Annotated in this window: 17 protein-coding genes; all 17 read left to right on the top strand. The window is 58.4% G+C overall.

Annotated elements, in window-relative coordinates; genetic code table 11:
• The first annotated feature begins 123 nt into the window (after positions 1 to 123).
• The 17 genes from KTE_RS03425 (at position 124) to KTE_RS03500 (ending at position 13,327) form a co-directional block, all read left to right on the top strand.
• Complete coding sequence (locus KTE_RS03425; RefSeq protein ID WP_201378560.1) at positions 124 to 690, top strand: NifU family protein; 567 nt, start codon at positions 124 to 126, stop codon at positions 688 to 690.
• Positions 687 to 1,382 carry a DUF5947 family protein gene (locus tag KTE_RS03430; RefSeq protein ID WP_201378561.1) on the top strand — a complete coding sequence of 232 codons (696 nt, stop codon included), beginning with the start codon at positions 687 to 689 and terminating at the stop codon, positions 1,380 to 1,382. Before KTE_RS03425 ends, KTE_RS03430 begins: the two co-directional genes overlap by 4 nt.
• Positions 1,370 to 2,020 (top strand): DUF6084 family protein, encoded by a 651-nt coding sequence (locus KTE_RS03435; protein ID WP_201378562.1) that lies wholly within the window; start codon positions 1,370 to 1,372, stop codon positions 2,018 to 2,020. Before KTE_RS03430 ends, KTE_RS03435 begins: the two co-directional genes overlap by 13 nt.
• Complete coding sequence (locus KTE_RS03440) at positions 2,017 to 3,324, top strand: hypothetical protein (RefSeq protein ID WP_201378563.1); 1,308 nt, start codon at positions 2,017 to 2,019, stop codon at positions 3,322 to 3,324. Before KTE_RS03435 ends, KTE_RS03440 begins: the two co-directional genes overlap by 4 nt.
• Complete coding sequence (locus KTE_RS03445; RefSeq protein ID WP_201378564.1) at positions 3,321 to 3,914, top strand: hydrogenase maturation protease; 594 nt, start codon at positions 3,321 to 3,323, stop codon at positions 3,912 to 3,914. The genes KTE_RS03440 and KTE_RS03445 overlap by 4 nt, the downstream gene beginning before the upstream one ends.
• Before the next feature lie 22 nt (positions 3,915 to 3,936).
• Positions 3,937 to 4,038 (top strand): hypothetical protein, encoded by a 102-nt coding sequence (locus KTE_RS49435; RefSeq protein ID WP_374226766.1) that lies wholly within the window; start codon positions 3,937 to 3,939, stop codon positions 4,036 to 4,038.
• Positions 4,039 to 4,057: 19 nt separating this feature from the next.
• A complete protein-coding gene (gene hypA, locus KTE_RS03450) occupies positions 4,058 to 4,423 on the top strand; it encodes a hydrogenase maturation nickel metallochaperone HypA (RefSeq protein WP_201378565.1) in 366 nt (121 codons plus the stop codon).
• Between the two features lie 5 nt (positions 4,424 to 4,428).
• A complete protein-coding gene (gene hypB, locus KTE_RS03455) occupies positions 4,429 to 5,079 on the top strand; it encodes a hydrogenase nickel incorporation protein HypB (RefSeq protein WP_201378567.1) in 651 nt (216 codons plus the stop codon).
• A 123-nt stretch (positions 5,080 to 5,202) separates the two neighbouring features.
• Positions 5,203 to 7,617, top strand: a complete 2,415-nt coding sequence (gene hypF / locus KTE_RS03460) for a carbamoyltransferase HypF (RefSeq protein WP_236600270.1) — start codon at positions 5,203 to 5,205, stop codon at positions 7,615 to 7,617.
• A 34-nt stretch (positions 7,618 to 7,651) separates the two neighbouring features.
• The gene (locus KTE_RS03465; protein ID WP_201372020.1) at positions 7,652 to 7,924 is read left to right on the top strand and encodes a HypC/HybG/HupF family hydrogenase formation chaperone; all 273 of its coding nucleotides are present in this window, start codon (positions 7,652 to 7,654) and stop codon (positions 7,922 to 7,924) included.
• 50 nt (positions 7,925 to 7,974) lie between these two features.
• Positions 7,975 to 8,598: an SIS domain-containing protein gene (locus KTE_RS03470; protein WP_201378569.1), complete on the top strand. Its 624-nt coding sequence runs from the start codon at positions 7,975 to 7,977 to the stop codon at positions 8,596 to 8,598.
• On the top strand, positions 8,595 to 8,900 hold the full coding sequence (locus tag KTE_RS03475; protein ID WP_201378572.1) for a HypC/HybG/HupF family hydrogenase formation chaperone: 306 nt from the start codon (positions 8,595 to 8,597) through the stop codon (positions 8,898 to 8,900). Before KTE_RS03470 ends, KTE_RS03475 begins: the two co-directional genes overlap by 4 nt.
• 103 nt (positions 8,901 to 9,003) lie before the next feature.
• Positions 9,004 to 9,714 (top strand): SIS domain-containing protein, encoded by a 711-nt coding sequence (locus tag KTE_RS03480; RefSeq protein WP_201378574.1) that lies wholly within the window; start codon positions 9,004 to 9,006, stop codon positions 9,712 to 9,714.
• On the top strand, positions 9,698 to 10,852 hold the full coding sequence (gene hypD / locus KTE_RS03485) for a hydrogenase formation protein HypD (RefSeq protein ID WP_236600271.1): 1,155 nt from the start codon (positions 9,698 to 9,700) through the stop codon (positions 10,850 to 10,852). Before KTE_RS03480 ends, hypD begins: the two co-directional genes overlap by 17 nt.
• A gap of 15 nt (positions 10,853 to 10,867) precedes the next feature.
• Positions 10,868 to 11,980 (top strand): hydrogenase expression/formation protein HypE, encoded by a 1,113-nt coding sequence (gene hypE, locus KTE_RS03490; RefSeq protein WP_236600272.1) that lies wholly within the window; start codon positions 10,868 to 10,870, stop codon positions 11,978 to 11,980.
• 204 nt (positions 11,981 to 12,184) lie between these two features.
• Complete coding sequence (locus tag KTE_RS03495) at positions 12,185 to 12,499, top strand: DUF5808 domain-containing protein (RefSeq protein WP_201372015.1); 315 nt, start codon at positions 12,185 to 12,187, stop codon at positions 12,497 to 12,499.
• Positions 12,500 to 12,580: 81 nt separating this feature from the next.
• A complete protein-coding gene (locus tag KTE_RS03500; RefSeq protein ID WP_201378577.1) occupies positions 12,581 to 13,327 on the top strand; it encodes a hypothetical protein in 747 nt (248 codons plus the stop codon).
• Positions 13,328 to 13,364: the final 37 nt, after the last annotated feature.

A 13,364-nucleotide genomic window follows, 5' to 3' on the forward strand; every position in this document is an offset into this window, starting at 1 on the left:
TCTACCCAGAAGCAGTCAGTACATTGTAGGGTCCAAGCTGGCTTGGACTCCTCCCGCTGACGTGGTGGAAGTCACGGGGGAGAAGGCCATGCCAGCATCCTAGTAGCGAGGGAGAAGGGTTCCATGCAGCAACATCTACAGGAGCACCAGCAGCGAGCAGAACGCATCGAGGCGCTACTTCAGGAAGTAGCCCATTTTCGCGACCAGCAGGCTCGCGAGACCACCGAAGAGCTTGTACAATTGCTGCTCGACCTCTATGGCGAGGGCCTGGCACGCCTGCTCGATATCGCCCAACGCGCTCAAACCACAGGAGACGCGCTCGTGGAGCGCTTTGCTCAGGATGAGCTTCTGGCCTCGCTCTTGCTGCTACATGGACTTCACCCCCTCGACCTGGAGACGCGCGTGCGCCAGGCTCTGGGCAAACTGCAAACCACGCTTGGACCGCGCGGAGGCACACTCGACCTGCTCAAGATTGAACAGGCCAGAGCCTACCTCGTCCTCAATGGGAACCACTCCAGTTGTCCCTCCTCAAACGCCTCCCTGACGGCAAAAATTGAACAGACTGTGCATGAGGTGGCTCCTGAGTTGGAAGAGATCCTGATCGAGCAGAACAATCAACATAAGGCAACGCTGCCTGTGACCTTTGTTCCCAGGCAGCGCCAGAAGAAGAGCACGGGGGAAGCGCTATGACAGCGAATTATCCAGATGATGGGCATATCGCGCCGCCTCCCCTGCGGGCGCTGAGGAGGTTCGCGCGCACGCAACCTATCGAACAGGCCTCTGCGGAACACTGTGAGCTGTGTGGCGAGGTCCTCGCGTCAGAGCATCGCCACCTCCTGGACCTCTCCAGCCGCGCCTGCCTCTGTTCCTGTAACGCCTGTACGCTCCTCTTTGCGGGTGAGCGCCAGCAGGCACGCTATCGGGCTATTCCCCGGCGCGTCCTGCTCCTCTCAGACTTTCAGCTCGACGAGGCCCAGTGGGAGGCGCTTATGCTCCCGGTCAACATGGTCTACATCTTTCGCACGGCTCAAGGGGCACGCGCCTTCTATCCCAGTCCGGCTGGCGCTATGGAGTCGCTGCTAGGCCTGGAGCAGTGGCAGAGCATCCTCGCGGCCAATCCAGTATCGGAGGAGATGGAGGAGGATGTAGAGGCCTTGCTGATTAACCGGGTGCGCGAGCAGCGCGAATACTATCTGGCACCTATCGATGTCTGTTATCAGCTTGTCGGCAAGATTCGTCTGCACTGGCGTGGCCTTAGTGGCGGGCAGGAGGCATGGGAGGAAATCAGAGCCTTCTTCGAGCACCTGCGGGCGCAGGCAACGATCTATACCAGGCCGACAAATTCGCCCTCAGATGGAGGAGAGCAGTCATGCCAGAGCTGAACTTCGAAATTGTCCAGGCCGAGGTTCCAACATATGCCGCGACGCCCATGCTGCTCTTTCAGTTACGTGTGAGCAATGAAGACGCAGAAGAGACCATTCACAGCATCGCGCTCCGCTGCCAGATCCAGATCGCGGTCACGCAGCGCCACTACAGCCCCCGCGCCCAGGCTCGCCTTCTTGAAGTCTTTGGCGAACCCCAGCGCTGGGGCGAGACCCTGCGCAGCCTGCACTGGACGCATGTGGGGGTCGTTGTACCACAGTTTCGCGGCAGCACACTTGTAGATCTGCCTGTTCCCTGTACCTACGACTTTGATGTCATCGGAGCAAAATACTTTGACGCCCTCGAGGATGGCGAGATCCCTCTCAATTTTCTCTTTAGTGGGACAGTCTTCTACAGTGGAGAGCAGGGACAGTTGCAAATCGGACAGATCCCCTGGTCGAAGGAGGCCTTCTATCGCCTGCCGGTCAGCCACTGGCATGACATGATGAATCATTACTATCCCAATAGCGCCTGGATTCGCATGCATAAAGACGTCTTTGATCTTCTCTATGCCTATAAGATGGGACATAAATTGCTGACCTGGGATGATACCCTGCAACGCCTGCTCTATACAGCCAGCAAGGAGGTAGAGCCATGATATCAGAGCATATCAAAGCCATCGCCGATGCGGTGCTCTACGAGGGCTACCTGCTCTATCCCTATCGTCACGATGCGCTCAAAAATCGCCTGCGCTGGACCATCGGCGTAGTCTATCCTCGCCCCTATAGCGAGGCGCAGGGCAATATTGAACCCTGGCACATGCGCACCGAATGCCTAATACAGGGTTCGCCCACCACCCGCCTGGCGGTCCTGGCCCGCTTCCTCCACCTGCTTGCCTGCACTCCAGACACACCACAAAGTGAGGCAAGCGAGCAAGAGAGCTGGCAAGAGGGCATGGAACGCGAGGTCCTGGCCCCTGAGATGGTGCTTGGCGACCTGCTTGCGCAGCCCAAGACAATAGAGATTAGCTTCGAGGGCATGCAACAGACAGATGCGTCCGCCTCGCCTGGCGGAACCGCTGTCACACGGGTACAGCAGCCACTTCAGGGCAGGTTACATATTAGCGCGACACGGCTTGAGTCGCAACTCTTCAAGCTCAAGGTGGAGATCGAAAACACGACGCCCGGCACGGAGCAGATCAGCAATCGCCATGATGCCATTCTCTTGCATGCCTTCATCTCCACTCACACAATCTTGCAGGTAGAGCACGGTAGCTTTATCTCGCTGTTGGAATACCCCGACGAGCTGAGCCAGGCGGTACAGAGCTGCCAGAATGTCCACACATGGCCGGTGCTGGTTGGAGAACAGGGTGCGCATGACACCATGCTCTCAGCGCCCATCATTCTCTATGATTATCCTCAGATCGCACCCGAGAGTCCCGGCACCTTCTTCGACGGTACCGAGATCGACGAATTGCTCTCACTGCGCATTTTGACGCTCAGCGATGAGGAGAAAGAGGCCATGCGTCACGGGAGCGAGCAGGCGCGCCAGCTCCTCGAACGAATCGAGACTCTGGCGCCAGAACAATTGATGGCGCTTCACGGCACCATTCGCGAGTGGCAGACCAGCAAGCCGCAACCGGCGAGCAAGACCTATGAGCAGACCTTTCCTGGCGAGGACTATCCGCCGCCACGGGCGATACGCATCGCTAACCGCGAGGTAAGCGCTGGCGACCGCGTGCGTCTGCATCCCAAACTGCGGGCAGATGCCTTTGATCTCTTGCTCAATGGCAAGGTGGCACGCGTCGAAGGCATCCAGCAGGATTTTGAAAACCGGCTCTTCCTCGTCGTGACGCTGGATGATGATCCCGGGCGCGAGCAATGGGATGAGCGCGTCCTGCCCGGGCATCGCTTCTTCTTCGCGCCCGAGGAGGTTGAACCATTGGTGGAGGGAACGCTATGAGTCAGTCTGCATCCAGGGCACAAAGCCAACCATCCATTCTGATCGCCGGGATTGGCAACATCTTTCTGGGCGATGATGGATTCGGCTGCGAGGTAGCTCAGCGCCTCCTGCGTCGCGAGACCAAACCATATCCCGCAGGTGTAGAGATAGTTGATTTCGGCATCCGAGGCGTGGAACTCGCCTATACCCTGCTCGATGGCTACGATAACCTGATCCTGATCGACACGGTGGCACGGGGAGGAGCGCCCGGCACCCTCTACCTGCTCGAAATAGACCAGGCACAACCGACGCCTGAGCAAGGAACAGAGGCGGGTCGCATCGCCCTGGATGCACACAGCATGGACCCGGTCAAGATGCTGGCCTTCGCCCGCACACTCGGCGCCCAGCCCGGGCGCACCCTGCTGGTTGGCTGCGAACCCTCGCCACTCGACACCCAGGCAGACGACTTCGACATTCATCCAGGGTTAAGTCAGCCAGTCGAGGCCGCGATTAGTGAGGCCATTCAACTTATTGACACACTTGTAGCAGAGACCCTCGTAGATACTCAGCAGGCAACCGTTTCATCCAGGACAAAGGAGTCATCCTTTTAGCAAGGAAAGGTCTGGTAATGTTATGAAACCATTTACCTTACTCGCCGTGCTTGGTCTGATAGCGCTCATCCTCAGGCAACTTTATCCCGACTATCAGCGCTATATGCGCATACGCCATATGTAATATGTAATAAGGGGCCACTATGCATGAACTCGCTATCGCGCAGGGTATAGCCGAAGCCGTCGACGCCCAGGCGCAGAGCCACCAGGCCACGCATGTACGCGAGATCCACCTCCAGATTGGGGAGGCCCAGGGCGTGGTGAATGACTCGCTCACCTTCTGCTTTGAGATGGTGGCCAGCCTCTACCCGCTGCTAGAGGGGTCGCGGCTCTCAATTGAGTTCATCCCATACCGCGCGCGCTGCCAGCACTGCGCCAGCGAGTTCACCGTCATAAACTTTATTCGCCAGTGTCCAACTTGTCAGGGCTGGGAGACAGAGGTTGTTTCTGGCACCGAGATGCAGATCGTCGACATAGAGATTGAAGCCCCCATGCAGGCAGAGGAGTAGTGAGCATGCCCAAGGTTACTATCGCGCAAAAGATCCTGGCGGTCAACGAGGATATCGCCCAGGAGATACGCCAGCAGCTACGAGCACACGGCATCCGCACGATCAACCTCATGAGCGGACCGGGCGCCGGGAAGACCACGCTGCTGGAGCAGACTATTGCGCGCCTGCATACACGCATCGGCATCGGCGTCATCGAGGGCGATATCGAGACCAGCGCGGACGCCGAGCGCATTGAGGCGGCAGGTGGCATCTCCGTCCAGATCAATACGCGTGGGGCCTGCCACCTGGAGGCCCATATGGTGCGTGACGCACTCACGCAGATGGACCTGGCTCCTCTGCGCCTGCTCTTCATTGAGAACATCGGCAACCTGGTCTGTCCCTCCGCCTGGGACCTGGGCGAAGACCTGCGCGTCGTGATGGTCAGCACCAGCGAGGGGGACGATAAACCAGCCAAGTATCCCGAGATGTTCGCTAGCGCGCAGGCCCTGATCATCAACAAACTGGATCTCCTACCCTATGTCGACTATGACCGGGAAAAGGTCAAACGGCAGGCGCAGGCTATCAATCCAGATCTGACGGTCTTCGAAGTGAGCTGCCGAACAGGTACCGGCCTACCAGCCTGGTGCGGCTGGCTCAAGTCGCTCCCCCCTCGGTAGGGGACCCGGTTGACCGCGTCCATTTCCCATCTGGTAGGGCGTTTTCTAGCGTTTTTGTATAGAGTCAGGGAAGGATCAGGTGTGATGTCGCAGTGACGCGCTTAGCCCTGCGAAGGAGCAGTCATGGCAACGGTCAGTGGCATGACAATTGAGCGTAGACGCCTCACAATCCGGGGCATCGTCCAGGGGGTAGGTTTCCGCCCATTCGTCTACACCCAGGCCCTCCGGTGCGGGCTGACAGGCTTTGTGCTCAACAACAGCCTGGGAGTCACCATCGAGGTCGAAGGCACCCTTGCACAACTTGAGCGCTTTCAGCACACTATGCGCCATGACACACCTCCCCTGGCACACGTCGATACCATGGAAGTCAAGTCCATTCCCCTGTGCCATGAGCAAGACTTTCGCATTGCTCACAGCGAGGCAGGAGACGAGCGGCAGGCTCTCATCTCGCCAGACTGCGCGACCTGCCCTGACTGCCAGCGCGAACTCTTCACGCCAGGCGACCGGCGTTTCGCCTATCCCTTTATCAACTGCACCAACTGTGGTCCACGCTTCACCATCATCCAGGATGTCCCCTATGACCGGGAGAAGACCACTATGCGCGCCTTCACCATGTGTCCCGCCTGCCAGGCGGAATACGAGGACCCGGCCAATCGGCGCTTCCACGCCCAGCCCAACGCCTGCCCTGTGTGCGGACCCCATGTGCAGTTCCAGGCATGGCAAGAAACACAAGTTGATCTCGACCCGCATAGAAATCAGATCGCGCTCGCGGCTGAACAGCTTGGGCAAGGAGCCATCCTCGCCATCAAGGGACTGGGTGGCTATCACCTGGCCTGTGATGCCTGCAACGCCGAAGCTGTGCAGCGCCTGCGACAGCGCAAGCGACGCGAGGCCAAGCCTTTCGCCCTGATGGTTCCGGATATTGAGATAGCACAACAGCTCTGCCATATCCACGAGAACGAGGCGACCCTGCTCCAGTCTCATCGCCGCCCGATTGTTCTGCTTGACCAACTACCCGAGAACCTGGTGGCTTCCGGTGTCGCGCCAGGCTATGACACTCTAGGGCTGATGCTGCCTTATACCCCACTCCACCATCTCCTGCTCCGGCATTTTCGTGAATACGTCGGGGCGGATGGCGTGCCAGTCCTCGTGATGACGAGCGGGAACCTGAGCGAGGAACCCATTGCCTATCGTGACGCGGATGCGCGGACCCGCCTCACCCCCATCACGGAGGGAATGCTCAGCCATAACCGCGAGATTCATATGCGCACCGACGACTCGGTCGCCCGCGTTACTGGCGGAGGGATACAGTTTCTGCGCCGCGCACGCGGCTATGTGCCCGAGCCTATCGCGCTGGGCTTTGACCTGCCTGTCCCCCTGCTGGCCTGTGGTGGACATCTGAAAAACACCTTCTGCGTTGGCAAGCAGCGCCGCGCCTTCCTCAGCCACCACATTGGCGACCTGGAGAACCTGGAGACCTTGACCTCGTTCCGCGAAGGCATCACACACTTTCAGCGCCTCTTCGATATCGAGCCACAGGCCATCGCATACGATCTGCATCCCGAGTACCTGGCGACCAAATATGCCCTTGAGACGGACATACCTCAGAAGATTGGTGTCCAACACCACCACGCGCACATTACCAGCGTCATGGCAGAGCACCAGCTTGAGGGGAGCGTACTCGGCATCGCCGCCGATGGCACGGGATATGGGACGGATGGCGCCATCTGGGGCTGCGAGATTATGCAGGCCACGCTTGGCGACTTCACGCGCCTGGCGCACCTTGACTACATACCACTCCCAGGGGGCGAGCAAGCTATCCGTCAGCCCTGGCGCATGGCGGCGGTCTACCTGGACCAGGCCTTTGGCGCGAGCTTCCCTGAGCTACCCATCCCTTTCACGCATATGCTTGATCGCCGCGCCTGGCGCCCCATCTCGCAGATGATCGAGCGCCAGCTTAATAGTCCAGCTACCTCCAGCCTGGGGCGACTCTTTGACGCCGTGGCCGCGCTCCTGGGGCTACGCCAGGAGGTACTCTACGAGGGACAGGCCGCGATTGAACTTGAAATCCTGGCGCACAAGGCAGGCCCGAGCATCGAAGACGACTGCTATCCCTTCGCCATCCAGGGGCAAGGCGAGCAACACCCCAGGCTCCTGAATGTCGCGCCTGCCATACAAGCTATAGTCGAGGACATGAAGCGCGGTGAAGTCTCAGCCAATATCGCCGCCCGTTTTCATCGCACTATTGCGGAGATGCTGGTCACAGCCTGTTGCGAGTTGGGGGCGAGCAGCGGGCTGCGGCGCGTCGCGCTGAGCGGGGGCGTCTTCCAGAATCGCTTCCTGCTTGAAGAAGTGCTGCGGCGCCTGGGGGCCTCCGGGTTTCATGTCTACGTCAATCGGCAGGTCCCGCCTAATGATGGCGGGCTCTGCCTGGGACAGCTCGCCACAGCGGCGGCGCGCCTGGTGCAGGGATCTCCCCTGCCGGGGGCTTCGGGGGTGTCCCCCGATACTTTTCCTTCTCTCCCTAAGAGATGTTAAAAGAAGCACTAGATAAGAAAAAAGGAGAAACGCTATGTGTCTTGGCATCCCTGGCAAGGTAGTAGATATTGTTGATGACGCCAACTCGATTGCCAAAGTCGATGTCTCGGGCGTCAAGCGCAACGTGAATGTAGCGCTGGTACGCCCCGAGGGCATTGGTCCTGGCGACTGGGTGCTGATTCATGTCGGCTTCGCCATGAGCAAGATCGATGAGCACGAGGCCCAGGAGACGATGACTGCCCTCCACCAGATGGGCGATGTCTATACCGATGAATTGAAGATGCTGCGCTCAAGCCAAATTGAATAGATCTATCCAGCCAGCCATGGCTATTATTACGCTAGATTGAGGGGGACAGCATGACGCAAGCAATGCCACAAAAACATGTCGACCTGCGCACACTCGTCGAGGCCCGTTTCGCCCAGAGCACCTCGGTCCCCGAAACGTTTTTCGCCGCTCAGGCCCCGCATATCGCGGAGGCTTGCTGGGCCATGGCACGCCGCTTTCACCAGCAAGGTCGGCTGATTGCCTTTGGCAATGGGGCCTGGGCCACCGATGCCCAGCATATCTCGGTGGAGTTTGTCCACCCGGTCATTGTGGGGAAACGCGCCCTTCCGGCCATGGCCCTGACCAATGATAGCGCCACCATTAGCGGTTTAATGGCTGGTGGCGCGCCAACTATGCCCTTCGCGCGTCAACTGCAAGCCCTGGCACGCCCCCAGGATATCGCCGTTGGCTATTCCGTTGATGGGCAGGACGCCAATGTGCTTGCTGGACTGGCGCTCGCCCGGCAACGGGGGCTGCTGACCCTGGCCCTGCTGGGGCGTGATGGCGGAGAGATCGCGCGAAGTGATCTTGACTTCTGCTTCGTCGTCCAGGCCGAGGATCCACTGGTCATTCAAGAGACGCATGAGACGCTCTACCACGTCCTCTGGGAACTGGTTCACGTCTTCTTCGAGCATGAGGGCTTACTTTCGCAATGAAGAAACATGAAGCACACAATCAGGAAGAGACGCTCTTGCAGCGGATGCAGGATACATACAGCAACTGCACTACAGGTATAGATGGGCACTGTATCACCTGCTCGGACGAGGCGCTACCCGCACGCATTCTGAGCGTTGACGAGGCATGTGGGATGGCGGTGGTAGAGATTGCAGATGAGCAGACCGAGGTCGATGTCACGCTGCTCGATCACCTGGAACCAGGCGACATGATCCTGGTACATGGAGGCACAGGCATATCACTCTATGCAGACAGCCTTGAGGGAAAGCAGAAGCAAATGTAGGGTCCATGCTTGCATGGACTCTGCTCGCCCGAAAAAGCCCATGCAAGCATGGACCCTACATTTCGTGAATTCGCCTTAAAGAGAGAGTAGGAGGAGGAAAGCGATGAGTGAAGCACAAGGTTCGGAATACGACAAGCTCTTCTACCCCTTCCTCTTTGAAGGGGGAAAAGCTGATGTAGCAGAGGTGCTGGCGGAGGTACGACACTCCACACTGGAGAAATGCCACGAGGTCGTGGCGCTCAGGCGGGCCACGCTCGCGGAGTTTGAAGAACAGATCGTCGCCGCGGGCGAGGCCATGACGCACGCCTTCGCCAATGGAGCGCTGCTCCTGGCCTTTGGCAACGGCGGCAGCGCGACCGACGCCCAGGATATCGTGGCCGAGCTGCTAGACCCACCCTTTCCAGGTGGGAGGCCTCTGCCAGCCATCTCCCTCACCAATGACATCGCCGTCGTCACGGCAGTAGGCAATGACGTAGGCTATGAAAACGTCTTCCTACGCCAGGTCATCGCCTTTGGCCATCCCGGCGACATCGCGCTGGGCGTCTCGACCAGTGGCAACTCAGCGAATGTCCTTCTGGCTCTGGAGCAGGCAAAAAAGCAACAGATGCTGACCATCGGCCTGACAGGCTATGAGGGCGGGAAAATGCTGCGCTCGAAAGCCCTTGACTACTGCATCAACTCACCAAGCGATCATATTCCACGCATTCAGGAGGCGCAGGCCACCGTCTATCACACGCTCCTTGAAATAATACACTTCCTGCTCAGCGAGCAGCAACAGAAAGAGCAAGCGAATGGGCATGAAATACATCGATGAATACCGCGACGCCGAACTTGCGAAGCGCATCTCCACGGAAGTAGATCGCCTGAGCCAGGGTCAGTCGCTCAAGCTTATGGAGGTCTGTGGCGGGCATACCCACACCATCTATAAACATGGGATTGAGGACGTCCTACCACACAATATCGACCTGGTGCATGGCCCAGGCTGCCCCGTCTGTGTGCTGCCCATGGGCCGCATCGACGATGCCCTGGCGATCGCGCGCATGGAGGACGTCATCTTCACCACCTTTGGCGATATGATGCGCGTCCCGGGTTCTAAGGGGAGTTTGCTGGATGCCAAAGCAGAGGGAGCCGATGTGCGCTTCGTCTACTCACCCCTGGACGCCTTTAAGCTGGCCCGTCAATATCCCGACCGCCAGGTGGTCTTCTTCGCCATCGGCTTTGAGACGACAGCGCCCTCAACAGCGGTCACACTCCTGCGCGCCAAGGCCGAAGGTGTGCACAACTTCTCGGTCTTCTGTAACCACGTGACCATCATTCCCGCCATCAAGGCTATCCTCGACTCGCCCGATCTGCGCCTGGACGGCTTTGTCGGACCTGGACATGTGAGCATGGTCATCGGCATGCGGCCCTATAACTTTATCGCGCAGCAGCATCGCAAGCCAGTCGTAATCGCAGGCTTTGAGCCGCTCGACATTATTCAATCTGTCTATATGATCGTCAAGCAGATCAGCGAGGGGCGCTCAGAGGTCGAGAACCAGTATACACGTGTCGTCCGCCCGGAGGGGAACATCAAAGCCCTGGAGGCCATGGCACGCACGATGGAGCTACGCCCCTTCTTCGAGTGGCGCGGACTGGGCTTTATCACGCATAGCGCCTTGAAGCTCCGCCCGGAGTTCGCGGAGTGGGATGCCGAGCTACGCTTCGACGTGCCGGGGCTCCGCGTGGCCGATCCCAAGGCCTGCCAGTGTGGCGAAGTGCTCAAGGGCGTGATCAAGCCATGGGAGTGTAAGGTCTTTGGCACGGCCTGCACCCCTGAAACACCCATTGGCACTTGCATGGTCTCGCCGGAGGGGGCCTGCGCAGCCTACTTTAACTATGGACGCTTCTCGATGGCGGCTGAGCGCTCCCGCCTGCATATAGAATCGAACGCTACTATTCCCACCCGTTCATAAAGAGGAGGGGTCGCGATGCAAGCACATATCCCAGGCAGCCCGGACATGGTTGAGAGCGTTTTACAAAAGATTGAGCGCACGCGGCAGGCGCGCAAGCACAAGTTCTACCTGCGAGATGAACGCATTACCTTGAGCCATGGCAGCGGCGGCAAGGCCACGCATAACCTCATTGAGGGCGTCTTCGCACCGGCCTTTTCTAATCCTATGCTAGATATCATGGATGATTCAGCGATCTTCACCGTCACTGGCGAACAGCCAAGACTGGCGTTCACTACCGATACCTATGTGGTGAGTCCGCTCTTCTTTCCCGGCGGCGATATCGGCAAGCTCGCGGTCCATGGCACAGTCAATGACCTGGCCATGGCAGGTGCCAGGCCGCTCTACCTCTCGGCAGGCTTTATCCTGGAGGAGGGGTTTCCCATCAGCGAGCTACGCCGCATCGTCGACTCGATGGCAAACGCCGCCCGCGAAGCGGGAATCGCAATTGTGACGGGAGATACCAAGGTCGTTCAGCGCGGCAAGGCCGATGGCCTCTTTATCAATACTGCCGGTGTCGGGCACATTCAGGCCACCTGGAACATGGGACAGAACTTCTTGCGAGCGGGGGATAAGATCCTACTCAACGGGCCTGTAGGGGATCATGGCATCGCAATCATGATGGCGCGCGAGGCTCTCGATATCGAGACCGACGTCGAGAGCGATACAGCGCCGCTACACTCCCTGACTGAGGCGCTGCTCTCAGCCGTGGGCGAGGGCGTGCACTGTCTGAAGGATCCTACGCGCGGAGGCGTCTCGACCTCGCTCAATGAGATGGCCATGAGTTCAGAGGTCTCAATTGGCCTCGAAGAACACGCCATCCCGGTTCATGCCGGAGTGCGTGGAGCCTGCGAGATTCTCGGCCTCGATCCCCTGACCATCGCCAATGAAGGCAAGCTACTGGCAGTCATAGCGCCAGAGCAAGCTGAGCACGCCCTTGATGTGCTCCACGCACACCCACTGGGGCGCGAGGCGGCCTTGATCGGCACCGTGCAAGCAGAGCCGCCCGGCATGGTCTTCCTGCATACTGATATCGGCGGCCTGCGCGTCCTGGACATGCTGGTGGGTGATCCCCTGCCGCGCATCTGTTAGAAATAGCAGAGGGAGCATATCCATTGCAACCAGGAGCGCAAATACGCGTAAATGATTAAGAATGCCATGTGTAAGTTTTACTCTTGACCTCTCGCGCCTATGGCGCTCGCCCTGGTAAGGAGTATGGTACACCCTGGCACGCCGGTGCGTGCCAGGGTGTACCATACTCCTTACCAGGATGAAAAACAAGGAGACATACAAATCATGAGTCGACGACGGAAAAAGTTCGACGTCAAGAACGTCGCGCTTGGCGTGGCCGTAATCGCACTGACCGGGGCCGCCCTGCGTGAGCAACTGCGCAAACCGCAAGAGGAGCGCACCTGGGAAGGGCAGATCCTGGGCGTGCCCTATGACTTCCGTGCCCCCACGCCTGAGCGTATCCGTGAGCGAATGTGGAACCCCAACACCTCAAGCATTTTCACGCCTCATATCTTTGGCGTAGGCTGGACCATCAACTTCTATCCTCTTGTGCACCCCAAATCACGCAATGAAGCGGAACGTGAGCTTAGCCGCGTATAAGAGAGAAAGGGCCAATGTTTTTCTGCTTCAATTCAGCATATAGAACATTGACTCTTATCTCTGAGGAAGGCACATAAGACGATGAACCAGCCGCCAGAGCGTGTAAGTTCGCACCAGCTTATTCAGAGCAGGCTCCCTCTCCTTACGACACGGGAGAAGATTGAGATTCTCTTTAAAGCCACGCGACCGCTGGGTACAAAAGAGAAGAGTGAGGTGCTGGGGGCGGCTGGCATCCAGTTTCTCAAACACCAGGTACCGCACCTGGCGCTCAAACTGCTTATCGAGCACTATGTCAAAGGCATTCTCTGGTCAGCCATCTATATCGTAGCGGCGGTCGCCTGTGTCTTCCTGCTGGCGCTGTTACAAGCCCCAGGCTCAGCCTTCTTAACCACGCTCGCCACCCTGGTAGCCTTCTTCCTTGGCTTCCTGCTCTTTGCCCTGCTCGATTTTCTGCACATGCTACGCTCGCTTTTCACACGCAAGCTCTCCAAAGAGGAGCGCGCTCGTTTGGTCAGTGCCATCGAGGCGCTTGAGCCACAAGAGAGAAGCGCTTTGCTCAAGCAGATAGGGGCACAGGTTTTTCATCGCGAGCTTGGCGATACCATCTTTGGCTCTCTGCTCAAAGGAATAATTGTCAGCCTGGTAGGTGGCCTACTCACAGGACTCTTTCTACTCCTAAGCGTCTGGCTAGCCCACACGTTTGCAACCCCCTATCTACCTATTGTCGCAGCTGGTATCGCCTTTCTAGCGGGCTTATTCCTCCCCCGCTACGTCCACAAGAGCCTGGAAAATCTCTCTCTCCGCCGCGCACCTGCACCTACGTTTTGAAAATGTTTTGTGCAAGAATTAGTAACTGCATTCTTGC

The organism is Ktedonobacter sp. SOSP1-85, from assembly GCF_016587415.1.
Classification (GTDB): domain Bacteria; phylum Chloroflexota; class Ktedonobacteria; order Ktedonobacterales; family Ktedonobacteraceae; genus Ktedonobacter.